Below are 18,400 nucleotides of genomic sequence, written 5' to 3'. Positions count from 1 at the left end.
CGCGGGCCGGTCTACAGGTTTATGGGCAACCGCAAGGTGATCTCGGTGTTGGGGGCATTGTCGGTTACCCCGACACTGACTGCCATGCTGAGGCTGGTGTCCCGGGTCAGTCGCTGGGACAGGCCGAACGTCAGCGACCCCACATGGACCCGCTCAAACCGGGTATCGAACAGACTGTTATCCTGTTCATAATCGGTTTCGCCGATGATGGAATGGTCGTAACCCAGGCTGAATGAAGTACGTTCGTTGAAGGCGAAGCCCATGCCGAAACCGAAACGGATGACGTCGCCGGGGTCGATGGTGCCGCCATTTCGCTCACCCTCATCCTCCTCCCTGGTCCAGACATAACTCAAGTTGCCGAACAGCACGGCGGGATCCGTCGGATAGATGAACGAGAGTCCCGGTTCGACGGACCAGAAGCCGGAACCGGTGGGACGCTCCCCCAGTTCAACGCCAATCGGATTGCCATCACTGGAATAGATCACCCGCTGGTCGACATCATAGGGTCCATCGCCGGTTGGTGCCTTGATTCGCAGGCTGCCGATCAGATAGGGCCAGCCGTCAAGGCCATCGTTGAGCTGGTAGCGTGCCGATACCTCCACATCACCGAGGCCGTCACCGGATGACTCACGGATGGTGTCCACCGGCGTTCCATCAAAGATCTCCCGCTCCCGCAGGTCTTCGTTGATGCTCAGGTAGGGCACCCGAACCCCCGCTTCGAAGCGGCTGGTGAAGCCGTACTTCATGGCGAGGGCGCCAGTGAAAATGTCCCGTTGTACTTCCGAGATATTGATCAGGCCGATCAGCAAGGCCGGTATGACGGTATAGCCCTCAACGGCAACCACCGTGGAATTGCTGTGTGCGTATGACACCGAGGGCTCCAGGGTTATCCGGCCCGGGGAGGTGACGATGCCGCGGTCATAGGTGATGGAGGCCACATCCGTGGCCTGGTTCGAGGCCGCTTCCCGGGCTTCCGAGCCCACCGTTGTGTTCTCGGCCGGTTGCTGGCACAGAGCGGCGGCGGGTAGCAATCCCAGGGTCATGGACAGGGGGAGCAGGCGCTTGCAGGTTGGCATGGCGATTCCTTACCGACGATGGGGACGTTCGGGCGCATTGGGCGGATGGATAGTGTCTGACACCGACAACTGGTACTTGTCGATCAGACGGTAAAAGGACGCACGGGAAATTCGTAGCAGCCGTGCCGCTGCCGAGATATTCTGGCGGGACAGGGCCAGGCTGCAGTAGAGGGCCTGCCGTTCCGCCCGGGCGCGAAACTGGGCCAGGCTGAGATCGTGCTGGCCATGGATGTCGGCCGCGACTTCGTGGAGTGCGAGGTCCATGGGTTCAATCCGGGCATTCTCGCTGAGCAGCAGGGCCTGTCGCAGACGGTTCTGCAGTTCGCGCAGGTTGCCCGGCCATGAATGGGTCATCAGTCGCCGCATCGCCGCAGGGCTGACGGGCTTTGCGTGCAGGTGTGGTGGCAGGCGTGTCAGCAACTCAGGCACCAGCAGCAGTATGTCTTCCGGCCGTTCTTTCAAACCGGGCAACCTGACGGCCATTTCTCCCAGCCGGAAGAACACGTCGCTGCGGAACCGGCCCTGACTGACAAGTTCCGACAGGGCGGTTGACGCGGTGGCAATAATCCTGACCCGGACCTGCCTGGGGTTATTGGACCCCACCCGCTCCACAACGCCCTCCTGAAGGAACCGCAATAGTGACGATTGCTGTTGCAGAGACAACTCATCGATGCCAAGCAGCAACAGGCTGCCCCCATCCGCCGCTTCAAGGCGGCCGACGCGAAACTGGGTGGCGTTGGTGAAGGCGCCTTTCTCGTGACCAAACAGTTCACTCTGGGTCAGTGATGACGGCAGCGCGGCACAGTTGATCACCACCAGCGGTCCATGGCGCACCGCCGACTGCTCGTGCACAAAGCGGGCTGCGGCTTCCTTGCCGGTGCCACTGTCACCGTATATCAGCACCGGCTCCGACGTTCGTGCGAAGCGCCTGAGCCTTGCAGTGGTATGGCGGATGGCGTCTGACTCTCCCACCAGGGCGATTTGCTGATAGTCGTTGCGGGAGGTTCGTGCGATTTCCCGCTGCAGCTCGGCCATGCCCCAGAAATGACCGACCGCCAGGGAGAGTCGGTCCCAGTCGATGGGCAGTGTGTGATAGTCGGAACAATGAAGAGAGGTCAGGTAGGCCAGGTGTGGGTTGGCCGCCGGCGTACCTGGCAGAATGGCGATCCAGAACGAAATGCCGGACTGTTCGATCCAGCGTTCGAGAAAAAAGGCCCCGGCGTCCTGCGAATAACCGGTCAGATCAAGAATGCCGACATGACTATCGTGCCTTTCCGGCAGTCCAAACGGCGGCCTTGCCGTATAGTTCAGCTGACGCACGTGCCAACGGGAGGTCAGCGTGTCCGGTGGCACGATGCGGTCGTCACCTGTGGTCAACCAGATCAGGGCGCGTCTCGTTTCCATGATTGGTGATCTTTGATTGTTGATATCATTGATTGACCGGCCATTGTCGCTGCCGGATACCGCAAAGAGCCTGGCCCGAGCCGGAATGGATTGTTCTTCTCGGATCCCGGCGACGGGCCGATGCGTGAGACAAACAGGTTGCGTGCCACTTTTTGAGAACTGCTTCTCGCTCATGGCGTTAACAGCGTCACAAAAATGGCCTGATTTGCGGCGTGTAAAAAACACGGACACTTAGCGGACTTCTTCGCCCGCAATATGTGTTACTCCTGACGCACGACGTGCCCTGGTCACCTAAGATAAAGGCACCGATATCACTGAAAGAGAGGGAGCATGACGGAAACCGGAACGGCTCAGAAAGATGAACTCCTGGGGATGCTGGAAGAGACTCGCAACCGCACTCTGGCGCTGGTGGACACCCTGTCGGATGATCAGCTGCAGGTGCCGTATCATCCCGGCGTAAACCCGCCGCTCTGGGAAATGGGGCATTCCTCCTTTTTCTACGAGGTGTTCGTTCTCAACCTGCTGGACGGTACCCCGAGCTATGATCCGTCCATGGACGACCTGTGGGACTCGTTCCATATTGATCATCGTGACCGCTGGAGCGGGGATCTCTTTCCGGGCCGGGAGCAGACCCGGGAGTACATGCTCACCATCTACGACCGTGTTGCCCGGCGCATCCGCGAGCAGCCCCTGGACGAGTACACACGGTACCTTTACCGTTATGCTATCTATCACCAGCACATGCATATCGAGTCCATGACCTGGTGCCGGCAGACCGTGGGCTATCCGGCTCCACCGGCGGTGGTGGATCCGCTGTCCGATCGCCTGTCTTATGATCACGAGACCCTGGGAGACGCGGAGATACCCGCTGGCACCTGGCTGATCGGCATGCCCGGCGAGTCTGAAGATTACGCCCGCGAGGACTTTGCCTTTGACGGTGAAAAGCCCCGTCATGCTGTCACCCTGGATGCCTTCCGCATTTCCCGGACCCTGGTCAGCAATGGCGAGTTTCTGGACTTTGTTGAGGATGGCGGGTATCGCAGGCCCGAGCTGTGGTCTTTCGGCGGTCGCAAGTGGCTGCAGACTGAAATGGACGTGTCACTGGTATTCGACGAGCTCGAGCCGGTGCTGAGAGAGCCCCGCCACCCGCTCTACTGGCGTCTGCGCGGTGGTCAGTGGCAGCAGAAGTTTTTCGACCACTGGCGCCCCCTCGACCGGAATGCGCCGGTAGTGCAGCTCTCTTACTGGGAGGCGGAAGCCTGGTGTACCTGGGCGGGCCGGCGCCTGCCCACGGAAGCGGAATGGGAAGTGGCCGCGTTGGGCAATCGCCCCGGCGAGTCCTTCAGCCGTTTCCCCTGGGGCAACGACTCGCCCACGCCGGACCGGGCCGACATGGACGCGACCATGATGGGCAGGCAGTCGGTCAGCGCGCTGCCCGCCGGGGACAGCCCGTTTGGCTGCCGTCAGATGATCGGTACCGCCTGGGAGTGGACCAGTGACCAGTTCCTGCCCTATGACGGTTTCAGGGTGGACATGTACCCGTTTATGTCTACGCTCCAGTTTGGGGACCACAAGGTGACCAAAGGCGGTGGTTGTGCCACCTCATCAATGCTGATCCGTGGCACCTATCGGCAGGCGTACCTGCCCCAGCGCAATGATGTCTACACCGGGTTTCGCACCTGTGCGGTGTGATGGCCCGGTCAGCAAAGAAGGCCGGATCGGAGAAATAATGCATGAATGTCTATGAAACCGATGAGTTGCTGGGGCAGTACCTGGCCTTTCATTACGGCGACAGCCATTTCGGCGTCGGCAACTATCCCGCCCGCTGCGCCAGCGCCTGCCTGGAAGTCATGGCCGGCCGCGACAAGAAGCGCGCTCTGGATCTGGGGTGTGCCGTTGGCCGCACCAGTTTCGAGCTGGCCCGGGCCTTTGAGGAAGTGGTGGCCCTGGATCTGTCAGAAAGCTTTATCGGGGCTGCCAATACCCTCAAGACCCAGGGCGAGATCGGGTATGTGCTGCGGGATCAGGGAGAGCTGGGTCAGAATGCTGTTGCCTCCCTGGCAAGCCATAACCTGGCCACTCATGCCGGGCGTATTCACTTTGCTGTCGAGGACGCCTGCAATCTCGGGCCCGGTCATCGGGGCTATGATCTGGTCTTCGCCGGCAATCTGATCGATCGCCTGCAGGATCCCGGCAGGTTCCTGGCGAGTGTGCATCACCTGCTGAATGAGAATGGTGTGCTGGTGATCAGTTCGCCATACACACTGCTGGAGGAGTTCACGCCCAGATCGAAGTGGATTGGTGGTTTCCAGCGTCATGGTGAGCCCTTTACGGTGCTCGATGGCATGAAGGAAATCCTGGCGCCACACTTCGAAATGATGCGCGAGCCGATGGATGTGCCCTTTGTGATTCGTGAAACCTCGCGGAAGTATCAGCACACCATTGCCGAGCTGACCGCCTGGCAGAGAAAGGTTTAGCCACGGAAGCGCATGGAAAAAATCAGGCCTTGGGCATCGGCAGTTCCGGCAAGCCGGTTTCCTTCACCAGGCCCTGCATCAGCAGCCGCATGCTGGCTTCTTCCTCACCCATGTGAGCATTCAGCCGGCTGAGCTCTGCCAGGGTCTCCTGGCTGCGGCGCAGGTGCAGGCTGGTTTCGAAGTACTCCCGGGCCTTGCCCCATAGCTCGTTGCGCAGGCTCAGGCGCCCCAGTGCAAGCAGCAGCTCCGGGTTGTTGGGGCGATCCTGCAGCCAGCGCTCGGCGGCCAGCAGCTGTTCATCGGGTTTGGTTCCGCAGATACGCCCATAGAGGTGGATGAGCTGGTCACTCCAGTGGTTGCGCAGCACCTTGCGCAACAGGGTCTCGGCCTGGGCCTCGTCGCCGGCCCTGGCCATCAGTTCGGCGTACACGCGAATGGTGTGCTCGTCCCGGCGCATGGAGCCCGGGAGCTTGTCCCACAACCGGGTCAGCGGTGTCAGGTCCTGATTGCCCTGCCGCTGGCATTCATCAGCGGCACGTTGCAGCAGTTTGTGCCAGGCCATACGTTCCAGGCGATCCAGCTCGCCATCCTCGCCCAGCTGACGCTTACGCAGCTCGGGCAGCAGGCGGGAGAGTTCCTTCCAGTCTTCCAGCCGCAGGTAGACCGTCTTCAGCAGCTTGAGCACGAACGGGTGATGGGGCGCCTGCTTGCGCAGCCGCACCAGGGTCGCCAGCGCCTGCTCCAGGCGGTTGGCATTCAGTTGCAGCTGGGCCTGGGTGATACCCACCGCCAGGTCGGAACCGGGGGTGCTTTCGAAGGCCTTGCGTAGCAGTTCGTCCACAGCGTCGTGATCACCGGCCTCCGAGGCAGCCTGGGCGGCGGCCAGATAATTGATCAGGGGCGTGTCGGCATGGTCCGCCGAGGCTTCCAGTTTTTTCCTGGCATGGGGCCAGTTGCCTTCCGCCAGGGCCAGCAGGCCCTCGGTGGTGCGACGGCGGGCCCGTCGTTTCTGGCCCTGGGCCAGCCAGCCGGCGACAAGACCGGTCTGCCGGGTCAGCCGGCGTATCAGCCAGACCGCCGCCAGTATCAACAGCACCAGGGCGACCAGAAGCACCAGTCCGACCCAGAAATTGGTTTCAATCAGATAATTGCCCAGGCTGATGCGGATGTAGCCCAGGTCGTAGTGAATGCCCTGGCTAAGTGCCAGCCCCAGGAGCAGGGCAGTAACTAGGATGACCACGATGCGAATCATGACGCATCACCCTCGCTGCCGGATTTGTCCTGCGAATCGCCGGCATCGTCAGAGTCGCCGTTCATGGGTGCCTCATTGTTGGCATGGCGTCCGGCAATTCGGCCCTTGAGCAGGGTCAGGGATCGGCTGATGTCCGGCAGTTCCGGGTTGATGTCGCGATCCTTCAGTTCCGTCAGGGTATTATTCAGCGCGGCGATGCGGCTGTTACTGTCGTCGTACCAGGTGTCCAGGGAAGCGAGGGCCTTGTCGAGGGCCTGCTGGTAGAGGTTCTCGTGACCACGCAGCACCGCCAGCGCCGCCTGTTCCAGCATCAGCTGAAGGTTGAGCCGCGCCCAGGCGCTCTGGTCGGGAGAGAGCAGCGGTTTGACCGGTTCGTCCAGGCGGCGGATGGAAACCACGTTATCGAGGCTGGATTTGGTTCTCTCCCAGGCCCGGGAGAGGGCACTGGATTCCTCGCCAGTGTCAGCGGTACCACTGTCCTGTTCATCCCCGGTAAAATCCGGGGCTTCGGTCATAGCCTGGCCGCTCAGCTGGCTGACGGTTTCGCGAGCCGCTTCCAGCTGCAGATAGAGCCCGGTGCGATCCACGTCCGTGACACTGCGCAGGGCCAGGATTTCCTGCGCCAGTTGCTCCCGCACCGGGTAAACGCCGATGTCATCGGTTTCCCTGAGCACGTCGTCAGCCGACTTGAGTGCCGCCAGGGCACCGCGGATGTCCTTTTCAATCATCAGGCGCTGGTTGGCAATGCGCATCAGGTATTCGGCTTCCGCCAGCAGCCAGTCGGTTCGCGTGCGGTTGCCGGCGTCGAGCAGTTCACTGGCGGTGTGGTCGATCTGTCGCTGCTGTTCGCTCAGGGTCTGCTGCTGTTCCCGCAGGGTGGTTTCCAGGGATTCGAGCCGGTCGGCGCGGCTGGAGCTGCTCTGGTCCAGCCGCTGGCCCAGCTGGTTGTTCATCTGTGTGACATGGTCCAGTGATTGCCGGATCTGTTGCTGGGCTTGCCATTGCTGCCAGCTCCAGAGCCCGATGGCAATCAGGCCGGCCAGCAGGATCAGGCACGCCAGCCACAGCGGCCAGGTTCTGGGGCGGGATTCCCCGTTGGCGGAGACGGTGGCGGGAAGCTGGTGGTTCTGGTCGTTGGATTCGGTCACGGGCATCCTTACTGGCTGTCAGGGTGATCCGGGGGGCTGGTCCTGTCCTGCCTGTTCAGCAGCATAGCAGGCAACTACCCGGTTCACGATGTCCTCGTCTGCCATGCCGCTGGCGCAGATCACCCGGGTAAATCCGGCGTCCCGGGCCTGCCGGGCTACCCGTTCAGTCGGAACCAGCAACAGACTTTTCAAGCAATTATGGCTGCTATTGTTACTCAGTGCGATGAAATTGTTCAATGTTTCTCCGGACAGGGCGACGATGACGTCGGGCCTGAACCGTTCCAGGCTGTCGGTCAGTTGCTCCGCGGACGGGGTTGCCGCCTGGCGGCGATACAGTGGTAGTACCGTTACCGAGGCGCCCCGTTTTATCAGCGTCTCGCGGATCAGTTCACGACCCTGGTCGCCCCGGGCCAGGAGCACCTTTTCATGCTTCAGATGTTGCAGGGGCGGCAGGGCAAGCAGGGCTTCACTGGTGAAGCCTTCCGCCGGGTGCTCCGGAGTCAGCCCGGCATTTTCCAGCACCGCTGCGGTGCTGGCGCCGACACCGTACCAGCGGATGCCGGTGGGAAACTGGGGCCACCAGGTGTCTACCCGCTCCAGCAGTTGCCGGGCGGCATAGGGGCTGACAGCGATCACGTGCTGGTAAAGGTCCAGGTCGACCACCCGCTGGCGGTGCTCCGGTGTTTCCGGTATGGGTACTCGCTCAATAACGGGTAGCGTACGGGTGCGGGCGCCAGCTGACCGGAAAGCTCCGGCCAGCCTCGAGGCCTCCGGCTCGGGCCGGCAGACCAGCACCCGGACCCTGTCCAGTGGCGTCGACTGGTTAGCTGGGGGTATGTCCATAGATGTCCGCCAGAATCCGGTCAGCGCCCATCGTCAGCAGGTCTTCTGCCAGCTCGCGGCCCAGCGCTTCGCCGTTCGCCCGTGGGCAGCGGCCTTCAACGCGCAGGATTTCCTCGCCATTGACCTTGCCCACCAGGCCCCGCAGCCACAGGGTGTCGTCATCCTCCAGCAGGGCATAGGCGGCGATGGGTACCTGGCAGCCACCTTCCAGGCGGCGGTTGAGGGCACGCTCGGCGCAGACCCGGTCCCAGGTGTCCCGGTGGTTCAGGGGTGTAAGCAGGTCGACCAGCTCCTGATCGCTGAGGCGGCACTCGATGCCCAGGGCGCCCTGGCCAACCGCCGGCAGAGACACGCTGTCCGGCAGGGTGTAGCGGATACGGTCGTGGAAACCCAGCCGCTTGAGGCCGGAGGAAGCCAGCACGATGGCCTGGTAGTCGCCGGCATCCAGCTTGGCCAGGCGGGTGTTGACGTTGCCCCGCAGGGTGCGGATCTCCAGGTCCGGGCGATAGCTGCGCAGCTGTGCTTCCCGGCGCATGCTGGCAGTACCCACTACGGCACCGTGGGGCAGGTCGTCCACGGTGGCGTAGTCGTTGCTGATAAAGGCATCGGTCGGGTCTTCCCGCTCGCAGATGGCGACCAGGCCCAGGCCCCCGGGGAACTCCATGGGCACGTCCTTCATGGAGTGCACCGCCAGGTCGGCGCGGCCGTCCAGCATGGCTTCTTCCAGTTCCTTGACGAACAGGGCCTTGCCGCCAATCTTGGCCAGGGGCACGTCGAGAATCTTGTCGCCCTGGGTCTTGATGCCGATCAGTTCCACCTCGACGTGGTCGTGCAGGCGCTCCAGCTCGGCCTTGATGAATTCCGCCTGCCAGAGGGCGAGGGCGCTGTTACGGGTTGCGATGCGCAGAGTACGTTTTGCCATGATGTCGATGTTCTTGAGCGGTGAGAATGGGTGGTCGCCCGGGGTGCGCCCGGGGCCGTTCAGAAGATTGCGACAAGCCTAACGCGATGGCGCTGAAAAGTCCCGTGGAACGGCAGTGCCTATCACTGGTCGCGCAGCCATTGTCGGACATGGGCCACGTGGCGTCGGCTGACCGGCAGGGCCTCGTCGATGTCGGCCAGTCTGAGCTGGCAGGAACCATCCTCAAGCCGTTCCAGTGAGCGGATGAAGTGAGTGCCCACCAGCGTGTTCCGGTGAATACGCAGCAGCTGTTCCGGAAACCGGCTTTCCAGCGCCTTGAGGCTGAGGTCGGTCAGTGTCTCGCGGTTGTCATGGTGAAGGGTGACGTATTTCTGGTCCGCCTCGCAATACCTCACCCGGGTCATGTCCACCAGTTCGGTGCCGCGGGCGCTGCTGACGCTGAGGTGATGACCGTCTTCCGTCGGCTGGGCCTGCAGTGCCTGCAGCTGGACCCGGTTCAGTCGCTCGGCCCGGCCCAGGGCTTCGGTCAGAGCCTCCCGGCGGACCGGTTTGAGCAGGTAGGCAACGGCCTGCACATCAAATGCGCGGATGGCGTATTCATCGTAGGCAGTGCAGAAGATAATGGCGGGCGGATTGGGGTGAGCGGTCAGCTGCTCCGCCACCTCCAGGCCATCGGTGCCGGGCATGCGGATATCCAGTAGCACCACGTCGGGCATGTCACGGGCGACCGCGGCCAACACCTGGTCGCCGTTGGCGGCCTCGCCCGCAACCTCGTAGCCACCGAGGCCGGAAACCATGCGGCCAAGCCGCTCCCGGGCCAGGGGTTCGTCATCGGCAATGAGTACGCGTCGTTGGTTGCTCATGATGTCTTGCCTGCGGTTTGCCAGGGCAGCCTCAGGGTCACGGTATAAAGGTCACCCTGCTGGCTGTGCTTGAGTACGGCGGTTTCACCGAACAGCGTCTGGATTCGCGCCTGGGTGTTACTGAATGCCACCCGGTTACCCTGATGCTGGCCGGCGCCGTTTGCCGGTTTCGGGTTCTGCACCAGCAGGTAAACGTACTGACCACTGCGCTGGCTTTCAATCACCACCGTGCCCCCGTCAGGGCGCGGCTGGATGCCGTGGTAGATGGCGTTTTCCACCAGCGGCTGCAGCGTCAGTGGCGGAATGGCCTGGTCTTCCAGTGCCGGATCGGTGCGCCACTCCACCTTCAGCCGGTCCCCCAGTCGCAGCTGCTCCAGGGCCAGGTAACGGCGGCACAGGCCCAGTTCCTCCCGTAAGGGTACAATGCGTTCGGTGGTTTTCAGTGACGCTCTGAACAGTTCCGACAAGTCGAGCACGGCGTCTTCCGCCTGTTCCGGGCGGGTGCTGATCAGGCTGGCGATGGTGTTCATGCTGTTGAACAGGAAGTGGGGGTGGATGCGTGCCTGCAGGGCGGTCAGCCGGTAGGTCATTTCCGCCTGTTTCTGCTGCCGCCACTGGTGTTGCAGGTAGAAATAGCGCAGCACCATCAACGTGGCGATGATCGCTACCAGCAGGCTTTTGCCCACCGCTTGCCAGCGTTCCGGGGCGGACTCCGGGTACAGGAAGGTGCCGGCGAGGCTGCTGAACAGCAGCACATCCAGCGCTACCAGTGCCACCATGGCGATAGTCGCCTGGGATGTGGTGAGCCCGGAAAGCCAGGGTCGCGCCAGGCAGATCAGCGCCGCACTGGTCAGCACGGTCCACTGCACCAGCAGGGAGACCAGGCCGAAATAGTGCCAGTCGAGCCACTGGCCGCGGGCATGGGCCATGGCCAGCAGCATGACCATCAGTTCGCTACTGATCACCAGCATGAACACCGAGCGCACCCGGCACAGGTCCGGCACGAAGAAGCCGCCTGATACGGCGCCGGGATCATCCTGCTGGCGGTTTCTGGTACTGCCGGTGGTCATGCGGGTGAGAGTCCTCTCCGGGGTGCGGGGGTGTTATAATCCGCACACATTTTTCGCACCCGGATCATTCTGCCGGGCCGTCAGCAGGAAAGATACACCATGACCGACCAGAACAAGAGCTCTGAAAAACCCTGGGGAGGCCGTTTCAGCGAGCCAACCGACGCGTTTGTGGAAAGGTTCACGGCCTCCGTGGATTTCGATCGCCGGCTGTACCATCACGATATCCGTGGCTCCGTTGCCCACGCCACCATGCTGGCCGAGGTCGGGGTACTGACGGCTGACGAGAAGGACCAGATCATCCGGGGGCTGGAGGAGGTCCGTGCCGATATCGAGCAGGGCAGGTTCGAATGGTCGGTGAGCCTGGAAGATGTGCACATGAACATCGAGGCGAAACTCACCGAGCGCATCGGCATCACCGGCAAGAAGCTCCATACCGGGCGCAGCCGCAACGATCAGGTGGCAACGGATATCCGCCTGTACCTGCGGGACGAGATTGACGCCATTGCCGCTGAGCTGGCCCGCCTGCGCGGTGGCCTTCTGGACCTGGCCGAACGTGAGGCGGATACCATCATGCCCGGATTTACCCACCTGCAGACCGCCCAGCCGGTGACCTTTGGTCACCACCTGCTGGCCTGGGCGGAGATGCTGGAGCGGGACGCCGAGCGCCTGCAGGACTGCCGCAAGCGTGTCAACGTGATGCCCCTGGGAGCCGCCGCCCTGGCCGGCACCACCTATCCCATCGATCGCACCATCACTGCCCGCCTGCTGGGTTTTGACCGGCCGACAGAGAACAGCCTGGATTCGGTCAGTGACCGCGACTTTGCCATCGAGTTCTGCAGTTTTGCCGCACTGTTGATGACCCATATGTCCCGCTTCAGCGAGGAGCTGGTGCTGTGGACCTCCGCCCAGTTCGATTTCATTGACCTGCCGGACCGCTTCTGCACCGGCTCCTCCATCATGCCCCAGAAGAAGAACCCGGACGTGCCTGAGCTGGTGCGTGGCAAGGTCGGTCGTGTCAACGGCCACCTGATCAGCCTGCTGACCCTGATGAAGAGCCAGCCGCTGGCCTATAACAAGGACAACCAGGAAGACAAGGAGCCGCTGTTCGATACCGTGGACACGGTCAAGGGCAGCCTGCGGGCTTACGCGGATATGATTCCGGCCATTACTGCCAGGGCGGACAACATGCGCGAGGCGGCCCGCCGCGGTTTCTCCACCGCCACCGACCTGGCCGATTACCTGGTCAAGAAGGGCGTCGCGTTCCGGGACGCCCATGAGATCGTGGGCAAGGCTGTCGCGCTGGGTATTGCCGAAAAGAAAGATCTGTCGGAAATGACCCTGGAGGAGCTTCAGCAGTTCTCCGATACCATCGGCGAAGACGTGTTTGATGTGCTGACCCTGGAAGGTTCGGTGCAGGCGCGGGATCATCTCGGCGGCACGGCGCCGGATCAGGTCAGGGCGGCGGTTGCCCGCGCCCGGTCACGGCTGGGGTGAGCAGCTGCTGATGATGCCGGCGGCTCGCCGATTCAGGCGATAGCGCCGGCTTGCCATGTACCCCGGTCGGAGCTGCCCAGCTCCTTCAGGGGTCGGGGTGCACTGACCAGTTTGCCCTGAATCAGGTGAATGCCCAGATTCTGCACACGCTGGCGGGCAATATGGTTCTCCACGCTGGTGGCAATGCTGACCTTGTCGGTAGCCTTGGCGATCCTCTGCAGGGCTTCCATCATCACCAGGTGGGTGGGTTCATTCTGCAGCCCCTCGAGCAGTTCCGGCGCCAGCTTGATGTAATCCACCGGCAGGCGGCCCGCCAGGCGGTAACTGTCCATGCTCTGGCCGGCCCCGTCCAGGGCCGTCTTGCAGCCCAGGCGCCGCAGCATGCGGCAGGTCTGGCGGCAATCGGCGGTGTAGGTGACGGCGTGATGGGCGGGTATCTCGAAGCACAGGGCCCCGGGGTTCAGGCCGGTCTTTTCCAGGGCACGGGCAATAAAGCCCGGGAAGGTCCGGTCCTGCAGGGAGCCAAGGGACAGGTTGAAACCGCAGTAGCCCAGGGTGGCGGACAGCTCCGGATGGCGGTGCAGGTGACAGAGCGTCTGCTTGATCACCTGCCGGTCAAGGCGCCGGGACAGTTCGAACTGCTCGATCAGGGGCAGGAAGTCCGCGGGCGTCATGGCGACACTGGAGCCGTTGGCGCCACGCAGTCGTGCCAGCACTTCGAAAGCCAGTCCATCCGCCTTGATGTTCAGGGATTCAATAAGCTGGAATTCCAGGGGCAGGCCGCCACTGGACAGGCATTCGCGAATATGGGCCAGCATGGCTTTGGTTCTGGCGATGTTTGCCCGATCGTGACTCCGGTCCGTCGGCCTGGCGGCTATTTTTTCAGGAGCCTTGGGCGTTGCTGGCGCGCGGGAGGGGGCTTTTTCTGCCCGTGCCTTGCGAACGATAACTCGCGCCGCCATGAAATAGCCGCGACCATGGCGCAGGGTGACCGTCAGTGGGCGACCGGTTTCGTGATAAGAGGCATAATCCGGACTCAGCGGATTGTCTTCGGCAGAGGCAATCAACTGTTTGAGGGGGTGACCTTCAAGTTCACCACTGCTGTAGCCCAGCACCAGCGAGATATTCGGATCTGTGTGGGTCACCGTGCCGTCCTGGCCAATGGTCAGAACGGTCGTCACAGTCTCGCCGGCCCCTGAGCGGTGGCGGCAAATGACGAGCTCATTCACGTCAGAGTACTCCTGTCTCAGTCCCTGTTAGCGTCCCGCAGCAAATCAGCGTCATGAATACGGCGGCACACTGGACTGCGTTATTATTCTCTGGCGTCCAGTGCCAATTGCCTGAGGCGGCGATGGTTGGTAACCCGCTCAGGTTCTTCTTCTGGTAGGCTATCCAAATGCCAACCCGGTCACATTGTACAGGTAAAACGCCGAAAGAAAACGTCTCGATTCTGGAGTGATGTTGGAAAGTGCATAGCCGTCCTTTATTGGTAGACTTTTCCGAAGGTGTTGACCGCAAGGTTCTGAAACGGATAACAGACCGTTTCCGCACCCTTAACCAGTCACGCCTCGACCGTGCCCGGTCGGCACTGACCTGGCGGCAGCAGATCGTGCTGGATCTGCTGCCGCTGGTGTTTCACCTGAATCACCCCGCACTCCCCGGCTACCATGCCGTCGATTGTCCCCATGGACTGGACCGCTACCAGCCCTCCGATCTGGCGATCCATGCCGCGCAGCGACTGGCCCGATCCTTCCGTGTCGGCTCCGGGCGCAGAACACCGGCGGAGCTGACCGGCCTCTATCTGATGGGCAGCCCCGGATCCCTGGGGCATTCCGTGGCCAGTGATCTGGACGTCTGGGTGTGCCACCACGGTGACCTTGCCCCGGAGCGGCTGGCGATCCTGCAGGAAAAGGCGAGCCGCCTGTCCCGGTGGGCGGCGGAGTACGGTCTGGAGCTTAACCTGTTCGTGTTCAGTGCCGAGGACTTTCGGCAGGGGCGTCAACAGGCGGAAGTGACCGGGGAGAACTGCGGCAGCGCCCAGCACTATCTGCTGCTGGATGAGTTCTATCGCACCGCCATACACCTGGGAGGGCGCTATCCTCTCTGGTGGCTGATCCCGGTGGACGAGGAGAGCCGTTACGGCGAGCTGACCCGCTTCCTGCTGGACAACCGCTTTGTCCGGTCGGATGAGTATCTCGATTTCGGCGCGCTGCCATCGATACCGGTCGCCGAGTTTCTCGGTGCCGGTATCTGGCAGCTGTACAAGGGCATCGAATCCCCCTGGAAGTCACTGCTCAAGCTGCTGCTGATCGAGTGTTACGCTCGCGACCGCCGCAATGGCCTGCTGTCCGGTGACTTCAAGAAGGCGGTCTACAGTGGCGATGCATCGGTCGATTCGGTGGACCCCTACGTCATGCTCTATCGGCGCCTGGAGCGCTGGCTGCAGTCCCAGGAGGCGCCGGGGCGACTGGACCTGGTTCGCCGTGCGCTTTACCTGAAAACCGGGCTTCCGCTGACCCGCGCCACCGAGACCGCCGGTCGCTGGCAGGGCAGGATCCTGCAGCAGCTGGTGTCCGAGTGGGCCTGGGACCGGCAGACCCTGTCCGAGCTGGATGCCCGTCACCAGTGGCGGGTAGAGACAGTGGCAGATTTACGTCGGCGGGTGGTGTCGGAGCTGACCCATAGCTACCGTCTGCTCTCGCGCATGGCCCGCAGCGACAACGTCCGTTCCAGCATCAGTACCGCTGACCTGAACCTTCTTGGTCGCAAGCTGTATGCGGCCTTCCAGCGCAAGGCCGGCAAGATCGAGATCGTCAACCCGGGAATCGCGCCGTCACTGGCCGAGGAGAACCTGTCGTTCTGCCAGCGGACGCCGGCGACGAGTCATCCCGGGCCGGAGGGCTGGTTGCTGTTCCGTAACCTGGACCGTCCGGCTGACACTGCCTGGCAATCTCCCATCCGCCGCGCTGGCAGTCTGGTGGAGCTGGTGGTCTGGTGCCAGTGCAACGGCCTGCTGTCGCCGGTGACGCGCCTGAATCTGCGTCAGGAAATCGCGGATACGGAGGCCGCCACCGCGGTGCTCACCGTGAAAGACCTACGGGCCATGGTCGGCTTTATCAGCCAGCACCTGGGTATACCCCGGCCTCCTTCCCGGGAAGCCTTGATGTCGCCGGTACGCCCGGAAACCCACCTGTTGCTGGTCAATGTCGGCATAGACCCCCAGGCCAGCCTCACCGAGCGGGGGCTGCACAAGCTCAGTGATCAGCACGATTCCCTGGGCTTCAGCGGTGGTCGTGACAATCTGGTGGCAACCATCGAGCAGGTCACCCTCAACAGCTGGCGTGAGGTGAGTCTGCAGCGCTATGTGACCGGCGATGCCCTGGTGCAGTGCCTCAAGAACCTGCTGGCATTGGTGGCCAGGGACCCGGCCAGTGCCCCTGTTGTCGAGGTGTGGTGTGCCGGCGGCAGTCACTCCCGGGCGATCTCCCACCGTATCCGGGAGCTGGTGGAAGACATGACCCGGCAGTTCTTCGCCGGTGGTACCGGTCCCCATTCACTGCGCTATCTGCTGAAGGTTGACAGGCGCTGGTTCGTGCTGCGCTTCGAGGGCCTCGAGCCGGGGTTTGTCGGGCTGGCGTCAGACGATGACCTGATGGATTACCTCGCTCATCCGCAGGAGGAGTATACGCCGGTGGTGCCCGACCGTTACGCCATGCAGCAGGATCCGGCGTTCCGGGCTGTCTGCGGCGCCTGCCAGCCGGAGGTTATCCAGATGTTCTGGCAACCCGGTGGTCGCCGCATGCGATTCTGGGTGACCGACGAGACCGGCTCCCTGTATGGCTGGAGCCAACCCTGGTCCGGCAGCCGTCGGCAGGCACTGCTGCCGCTCATGCGCTTCCTCGAGAGCCTGGCGGAGCGCCGACAGTTGCGCCAGATGGCCGGAGCCGAGACACCGGTGGCGGAGCTGGTCTGTAACGAAGTGATTGTTGAGGATGGCGAGGCCCGCCTGGAGCGCACTCCGCTGGCTCCGGAATCCCTGTCCCTTGATGGTATGGAGTTGCAGGCGGTCGGGGTCCAGCAGGGCGATGGCAGCCTGCGTTTCGACCTGTTCTGTGATGAGCAGGAGTTTTCTTTCCAGGAGTATGGCGACCGGCAGATGGCAGCCGTTGCCCACTATGTCCGCCAGGGCCGCCGCCGGGGCGAGGATTACCCCATCTACCTCACGGACCTGCATCTGCCCCACGACCTGGACCCGCAGATGTGGCAGCAGGAGCTGCAGACCTGCCAGTACGTGTGGTACCGCCAGCAGCTTCAGCTGGCCCTGAACCGGGAGCTGGGGCTGGTCTGACTGGCCCGTCGACCCCGCTCCGTGGCTCGCCCTGGCCGGGCTCCCTCAGGTATACTGCGCAATTGATTTTATTGAGGTGCAGCCAGATGAGGCAGCAAGGTCTGATCATGAGAACTGCAATTTGCCTGGCCGTTCTGGTACTGATGACCGGATGTGGCCAGAAAGGACCGCTGGAGCGTCCGCAGGAAGTTGCCACGGCTGTTTCCTCTGCGGCGGATGACCGCGCCGAAAACCGTTAACAGGACTCTTTCATGGATCAGTTCAGCTATCGCGACGGTCAGCTGTTCGCGGAACAGGTAGCCGTGGCCGACATTGCCCGTGACCACGGCACGCCGGCTTATGTCTATTCCCGGGCGGCGTTCGAGAATCATTACCGGGCCTACGACAGTGCCCTGGCGGGTCGTCCGCACCTGATCTGTTACGCCGTCAAGGCCAACAGTAATCTGGCGGTGCTGAACGTGCTGGCCCGCCTGGGCGCCGGTTTCGATATTGTTTCCGCCGGTGAGCTCGAGCGGGTGCTGCGCGCCGGCGGCGAGCCCGGGCGGGTAGTGTTTTCGGGCGTGGGCAAGCAGCCCTGGGAAATGCGCCGTGCCCTGGAGGTGGGGGTACGCTGTTTCAACGTTGAGTCGGACACCGAGCTGGACCGTCTCAACGAGATTGCCGGGGAGCTGGGCGTCAAGGCACCGGTATCCCTGCGGGTCAATCCGGATGTGGATGCCGGCACCCACCCCTATATTTCCACCGGCCTCAAGCAGAACAAGTTCGGCATCGACATCGCCGACGCGCCCAGGGTGTATGCCCGCGCTGCCGCCATGCCCCATCTGGACGTGCAGGGTGTGGACTGCCACATCGGCTCGCAGCTGACCACAACCGCCCCGTTCCTGGATGCCATGGACCGGGTGCTGGCGCTGGTGGACCGGTTGGCGGACGACGGTATCATCCTGCGACACCTGGATATGGGGGGCGGTCTCGGGGTGGCCTACGAGGACGAGCAGCCCCCCTCTCCGCAAGACTATATCGGTGCCATGATCGAGCGCCTGGGGGACCTACAGCTGGAGCTGGTGCTGGAACCCGGTCGTTCGATTGCCGCCAATGCCGGCATCATGCTGACCCGGGTGGAGTTTCTCAAGTGCACGGATCAGCACAACTTCGCCATTGTCGATGCGGCCATGAACGATATGATCCGCCCGGCCCTGTACAGCGCCTGGCAGGCCATTGTGCCGGTTGCCCCACGCTCCGGCGGGGAGGAGAAGACCTGGGATATCGTCGGCCCGGTCTGCGAAACCGGCGATTTCCTGGGCAAGGACCGGCCACTGGCCCTGGCCGCGGGCGACCTGCTGGCCGTCCGCTCGGCAGGGGCCTATGGTTTTGTGATGAGTTCCAACTACAACACCCGTAACCGTCCTCCGGAACTGATGGTGGACGGTGGCCGTGTTCATGTGATTCGCGAGCGGGAAACAATCGACGACCAGCTCCGTCACGAACACTGCCTGCCGCAATGAG

15 protein-coding genes are annotated in these 18,400 nt (G+C 62.8%); 6 read left to right on the top strand and 9 right to left on the bottom strand.

Annotation, left to right across the window (positions count from 1 at the left end):
- Positions 1-11 precede the first annotated feature (11 nt).
- Both IE079_RS17210 and IE079_RS17205 read right to left on the bottom strand, forming a co-directional pair.
- A complete protein-coding gene (locus IE079_RS17210; RefSeq protein ID WP_189578091.1) occupies positions 12-1,076 on the bottom strand; it encodes a transporter in 1,065 nt (354 codons plus the stop codon).
- A 9-nt stretch (positions 1,077-1,085) separates the two neighbouring features.
- Positions 1,086-2,480, bottom strand: coding sequence for a sigma 54-interacting transcriptional regulator (locus IE079_RS17205; protein ID WP_189578090.1), 1,395 nt, complete (start codon positions 2,478-2,480; stop codon positions 1,086-1,088).
- A 330-nt stretch (positions 2,481-2,810) separates the two neighbouring features.
- Here IE079_RS17205 and senA point away from each other — a divergent pair, with 330 nt between their 5' ends.
- Together senA and IE079_RS17195 are read left to right on the top strand one after the other, a co-directional pair.
- Positions 2,811-4,172, top strand: coding sequence for a selenoneine synthase SenA (senA, locus tag IE079_RS17200; RefSeq protein WP_189578089.1), 1,362 nt, complete (start codon positions 2,811-2,813; stop codon positions 4,170-4,172).
- A 41-nt stretch (positions 4,173-4,213) separates the two neighbouring features.
- Positions 4,214-4,957 (top strand): putative 4-mercaptohistidine N1-methyltransferase, encoded by a 744-nt coding sequence (locus IE079_RS17195; protein ID WP_189578088.1) that lies wholly within the window; start codon positions 4,214-4,216, stop codon positions 4,955-4,957.
- A gap of 22 nt (positions 4,958-4,979) precedes the next feature.
- Here IE079_RS17195 and IE079_RS17190 read toward each other — a convergent pair whose 3' ends face one another.
- The 6 genes from IE079_RS17190 to IE079_RS17165 all read right to left on the bottom strand — a co-directional run bounded on the left by IE079_RS17190 (position 4,980) and on the right by IE079_RS17165 (position 11,055).
- The gene (locus tag IE079_RS17190) at positions 4,980-6,209 is read right to left on the bottom strand and encodes a heme biosynthesis HemY N-terminal domain-containing protein (protein WP_189578087.1); all 1,230 of its coding nucleotides are present in this window, start codon (positions 6,207-6,209) and stop codon (positions 4,980-4,982) included.
- Positions 6,206-7,363, bottom strand: a complete 1,158-nt coding sequence (locus IE079_RS17185; RefSeq protein ID WP_189578086.1) for a uroporphyrinogen-III C-methyltransferase — start codon at positions 7,361-7,363, stop codon at positions 6,206-6,208. Before IE079_RS17185 ends, IE079_RS17190 begins: the two co-directional genes overlap by 4 nt.
- Before the next feature lie 12 nt (positions 7,364-7,375).
- On the bottom strand, positions 7,376-8,200 hold the full coding sequence (locus IE079_RS17180) for a uroporphyrinogen-III synthase (RefSeq protein ID WP_189578085.1): 825 nt from the start codon (positions 8,198-8,200) through the stop codon (positions 7,376-7,378).
- Positions 8,181-9,122: a hydroxymethylbilane synthase gene (hemC, locus tag IE079_RS17175; protein WP_189578084.1), complete on the bottom strand. Its 942-nt coding sequence runs from the start codon at positions 9,120-9,122 to the stop codon at positions 8,181-8,183. The genes IE079_RS17180 and hemC overlap by 20 nt, the downstream gene beginning before the upstream one ends.
- 122 nt (positions 9,123-9,244) lie before the next feature.
- Entirely contained in the window at positions 9,245-9,985 is a 741-nt protein-coding gene (locus IE079_RS17170; protein WP_189578083.1) for a LytR/AlgR family response regulator transcription factor, read from the bottom strand.
- Positions 9,982-11,055 carry a sensor histidine kinase gene (locus IE079_RS17165; protein WP_189578082.1) on the bottom strand — a complete coding sequence of 358 codons (1,074 nt, stop codon included), beginning with the start codon at positions 11,053-11,055 and terminating at the stop codon, positions 9,982-9,984. Before IE079_RS17165 ends, IE079_RS17170 begins: the two co-directional genes overlap by 4 nt.
- 99 nt (positions 11,056-11,154) lie before the next feature.
- Between IE079_RS17165 and argH the strand changes: the two genes are divergently transcribed.
- Positions 11,155-12,549, top strand: coding sequence for an argininosuccinate lyase (argH, locus tag IE079_RS17160; protein ID WP_189578081.1), 1,395 nt, complete (start codon positions 11,155-11,157; stop codon positions 12,547-12,549).
- Positions 12,550-12,581: 32 nt separating this feature from the next.
- Here the strand turns inward: argH and IE079_RS17155 are convergent, their stop codons facing one another.
- The gene (locus tag IE079_RS17155; RefSeq protein WP_189578080.1) at positions 12,582-13,730 is read right to left on the bottom strand and encodes a sensor domain-containing phosphodiesterase; all 1,149 of its coding nucleotides are present in this window, start codon (positions 13,728-13,730) and stop codon (positions 12,582-12,584) included.
- Positions 13,731-14,017: 287 nt separating this feature from the next.
- Between IE079_RS17155 and IE079_RS17150 the strand changes: the two genes are divergently transcribed.
- From IE079_RS17150 to lysA, 3 genes are all read left to right on the top strand, one after another.
- A complete protein-coding gene (locus IE079_RS17150) occupies positions 14,018-16,897 on the top strand; it encodes a class I adenylate cyclase (RefSeq protein ID WP_189578079.1) in 2,880 nt (959 codons plus the stop codon).
- 107 nt (positions 16,898-17,004) lie between these two features.
- The gene (gene lptM, locus IE079_RS17145; protein ID WP_189578078.1) at positions 17,005-17,136 is read left to right on the top strand and encodes an LPS translocon maturation chaperone LptM; all 132 of its coding nucleotides are present in this window, start codon (positions 17,005-17,007) and stop codon (positions 17,134-17,136) included.
- Between the two features lie 12 nt (positions 17,137-17,148).
- A complete protein-coding gene (gene lysA, locus IE079_RS17140; protein ID WP_189578077.1) occupies positions 17,149-18,399 on the top strand; it encodes a diaminopimelate decarboxylase in 1,251 nt (416 codons plus the stop codon).
- Position 18,400: the final 1 nt, after the last annotated feature.

Origin of the sequence: Marinobacter zhanjiangensis, assembly GCF_014651935.1 — a bacterium.
GTDB lineage: Bacteria > Pseudomonadota > Gammaproteobacteria > Pseudomonadales > Oleiphilaceae > Marinobacter > Marinobacter zhanjiangensis.
The sequence above is the reverse complement of the archived record's forward strand: the minus strand, read 5'-3'. Positions and strand labels throughout refer to the sequence as shown.

What these genes read in the sequence shown, in the direction of transcription:
- IE079_RS17210 (WP_189578091.1), bottom strand. Translation starts at nt 1,076, where the DNA reads ATGCCAACCTGCAAGCGCCTGCTCCCCCTGTCCATGACCCTGGGATTG.
- IE079_RS17205 (WP_189578090.1), bottom strand. Translation starts at nt 2,480, where the DNA reads ATGGAAACGAGACGCGCCCTGATCTGGTTGACCACAGGTGACGACCGC.
- senA (WP_189578089.1), top strand. Translation starts at nt 2,811, where the DNA reads ATGACGGAAACCGGAACGGCTCAGAAAGATGAACTCCTGGGGATGCTG.
- IE079_RS17195 (WP_189578088.1), top strand. Translation starts at nt 4,214, where the DNA reads ATGAATGTCTATGAAACCGATGAGTTGCTGGGGCAGTACCTGGCCTTT.
- IE079_RS17190 (WP_189578087.1), bottom strand. Translation starts at nt 6,209, where the DNA reads ATGATTCGCATCGTGGTCATCCTAGTTACTGCCCTGCTCCTGGGGCTG.
- IE079_RS17185 (WP_189578086.1), bottom strand. Translation starts at nt 7,363, where the DNA reads ATGCCCGTGACCGAATCCAACGACCAGAACCACCAGCTTCCCGCCACC.
- IE079_RS17180 (WP_189578085.1), bottom strand. Translation starts at nt 8,200, where the DNA reads ATGGACATACCCCCAGCTAACCAGTCGACGCCACTGGACAGGGTCCGG.
- hemC (WP_189578084.1), bottom strand. Translation starts at nt 9,122, where the DNA reads ATGGCAAAACGTACTCTGCGCATCGCAACCCGTAACAGCGCCCTCGCC.
- IE079_RS17170 (WP_189578083.1), bottom strand. Translation starts at nt 9,985, where the DNA reads ATGAGCAACCAACGACGCGTACTCATTGCCGATGACGAACCCCTGGCC.
- IE079_RS17165 (WP_189578082.1), bottom strand. Translation starts at nt 11,055, where the DNA reads ATGACCACCGGCAGTACCAGAAACCGCCAGCAGGATGATCCCGGCGCC.
- argH (WP_189578081.1), top strand. Translation starts at nt 11,155, where the DNA reads ATGACCGACCAGAACAAGAGCTCTGAAAAACCCTGGGGAGGCCGTTTC.
- lptM (WP_189578078.1), top strand. Translation starts at nt 17,005, where the DNA reads ATGAGAACTGCAATTTGCCTGGCCGTTCTGGTACTGATGACCGGATGT.
- lysA (WP_189578077.1), top strand. Translation starts at nt 17,149, where the DNA reads ATGGATCAGTTCAGCTATCGCGACGGTCAGCTGTTCGCGGAACAGGTA.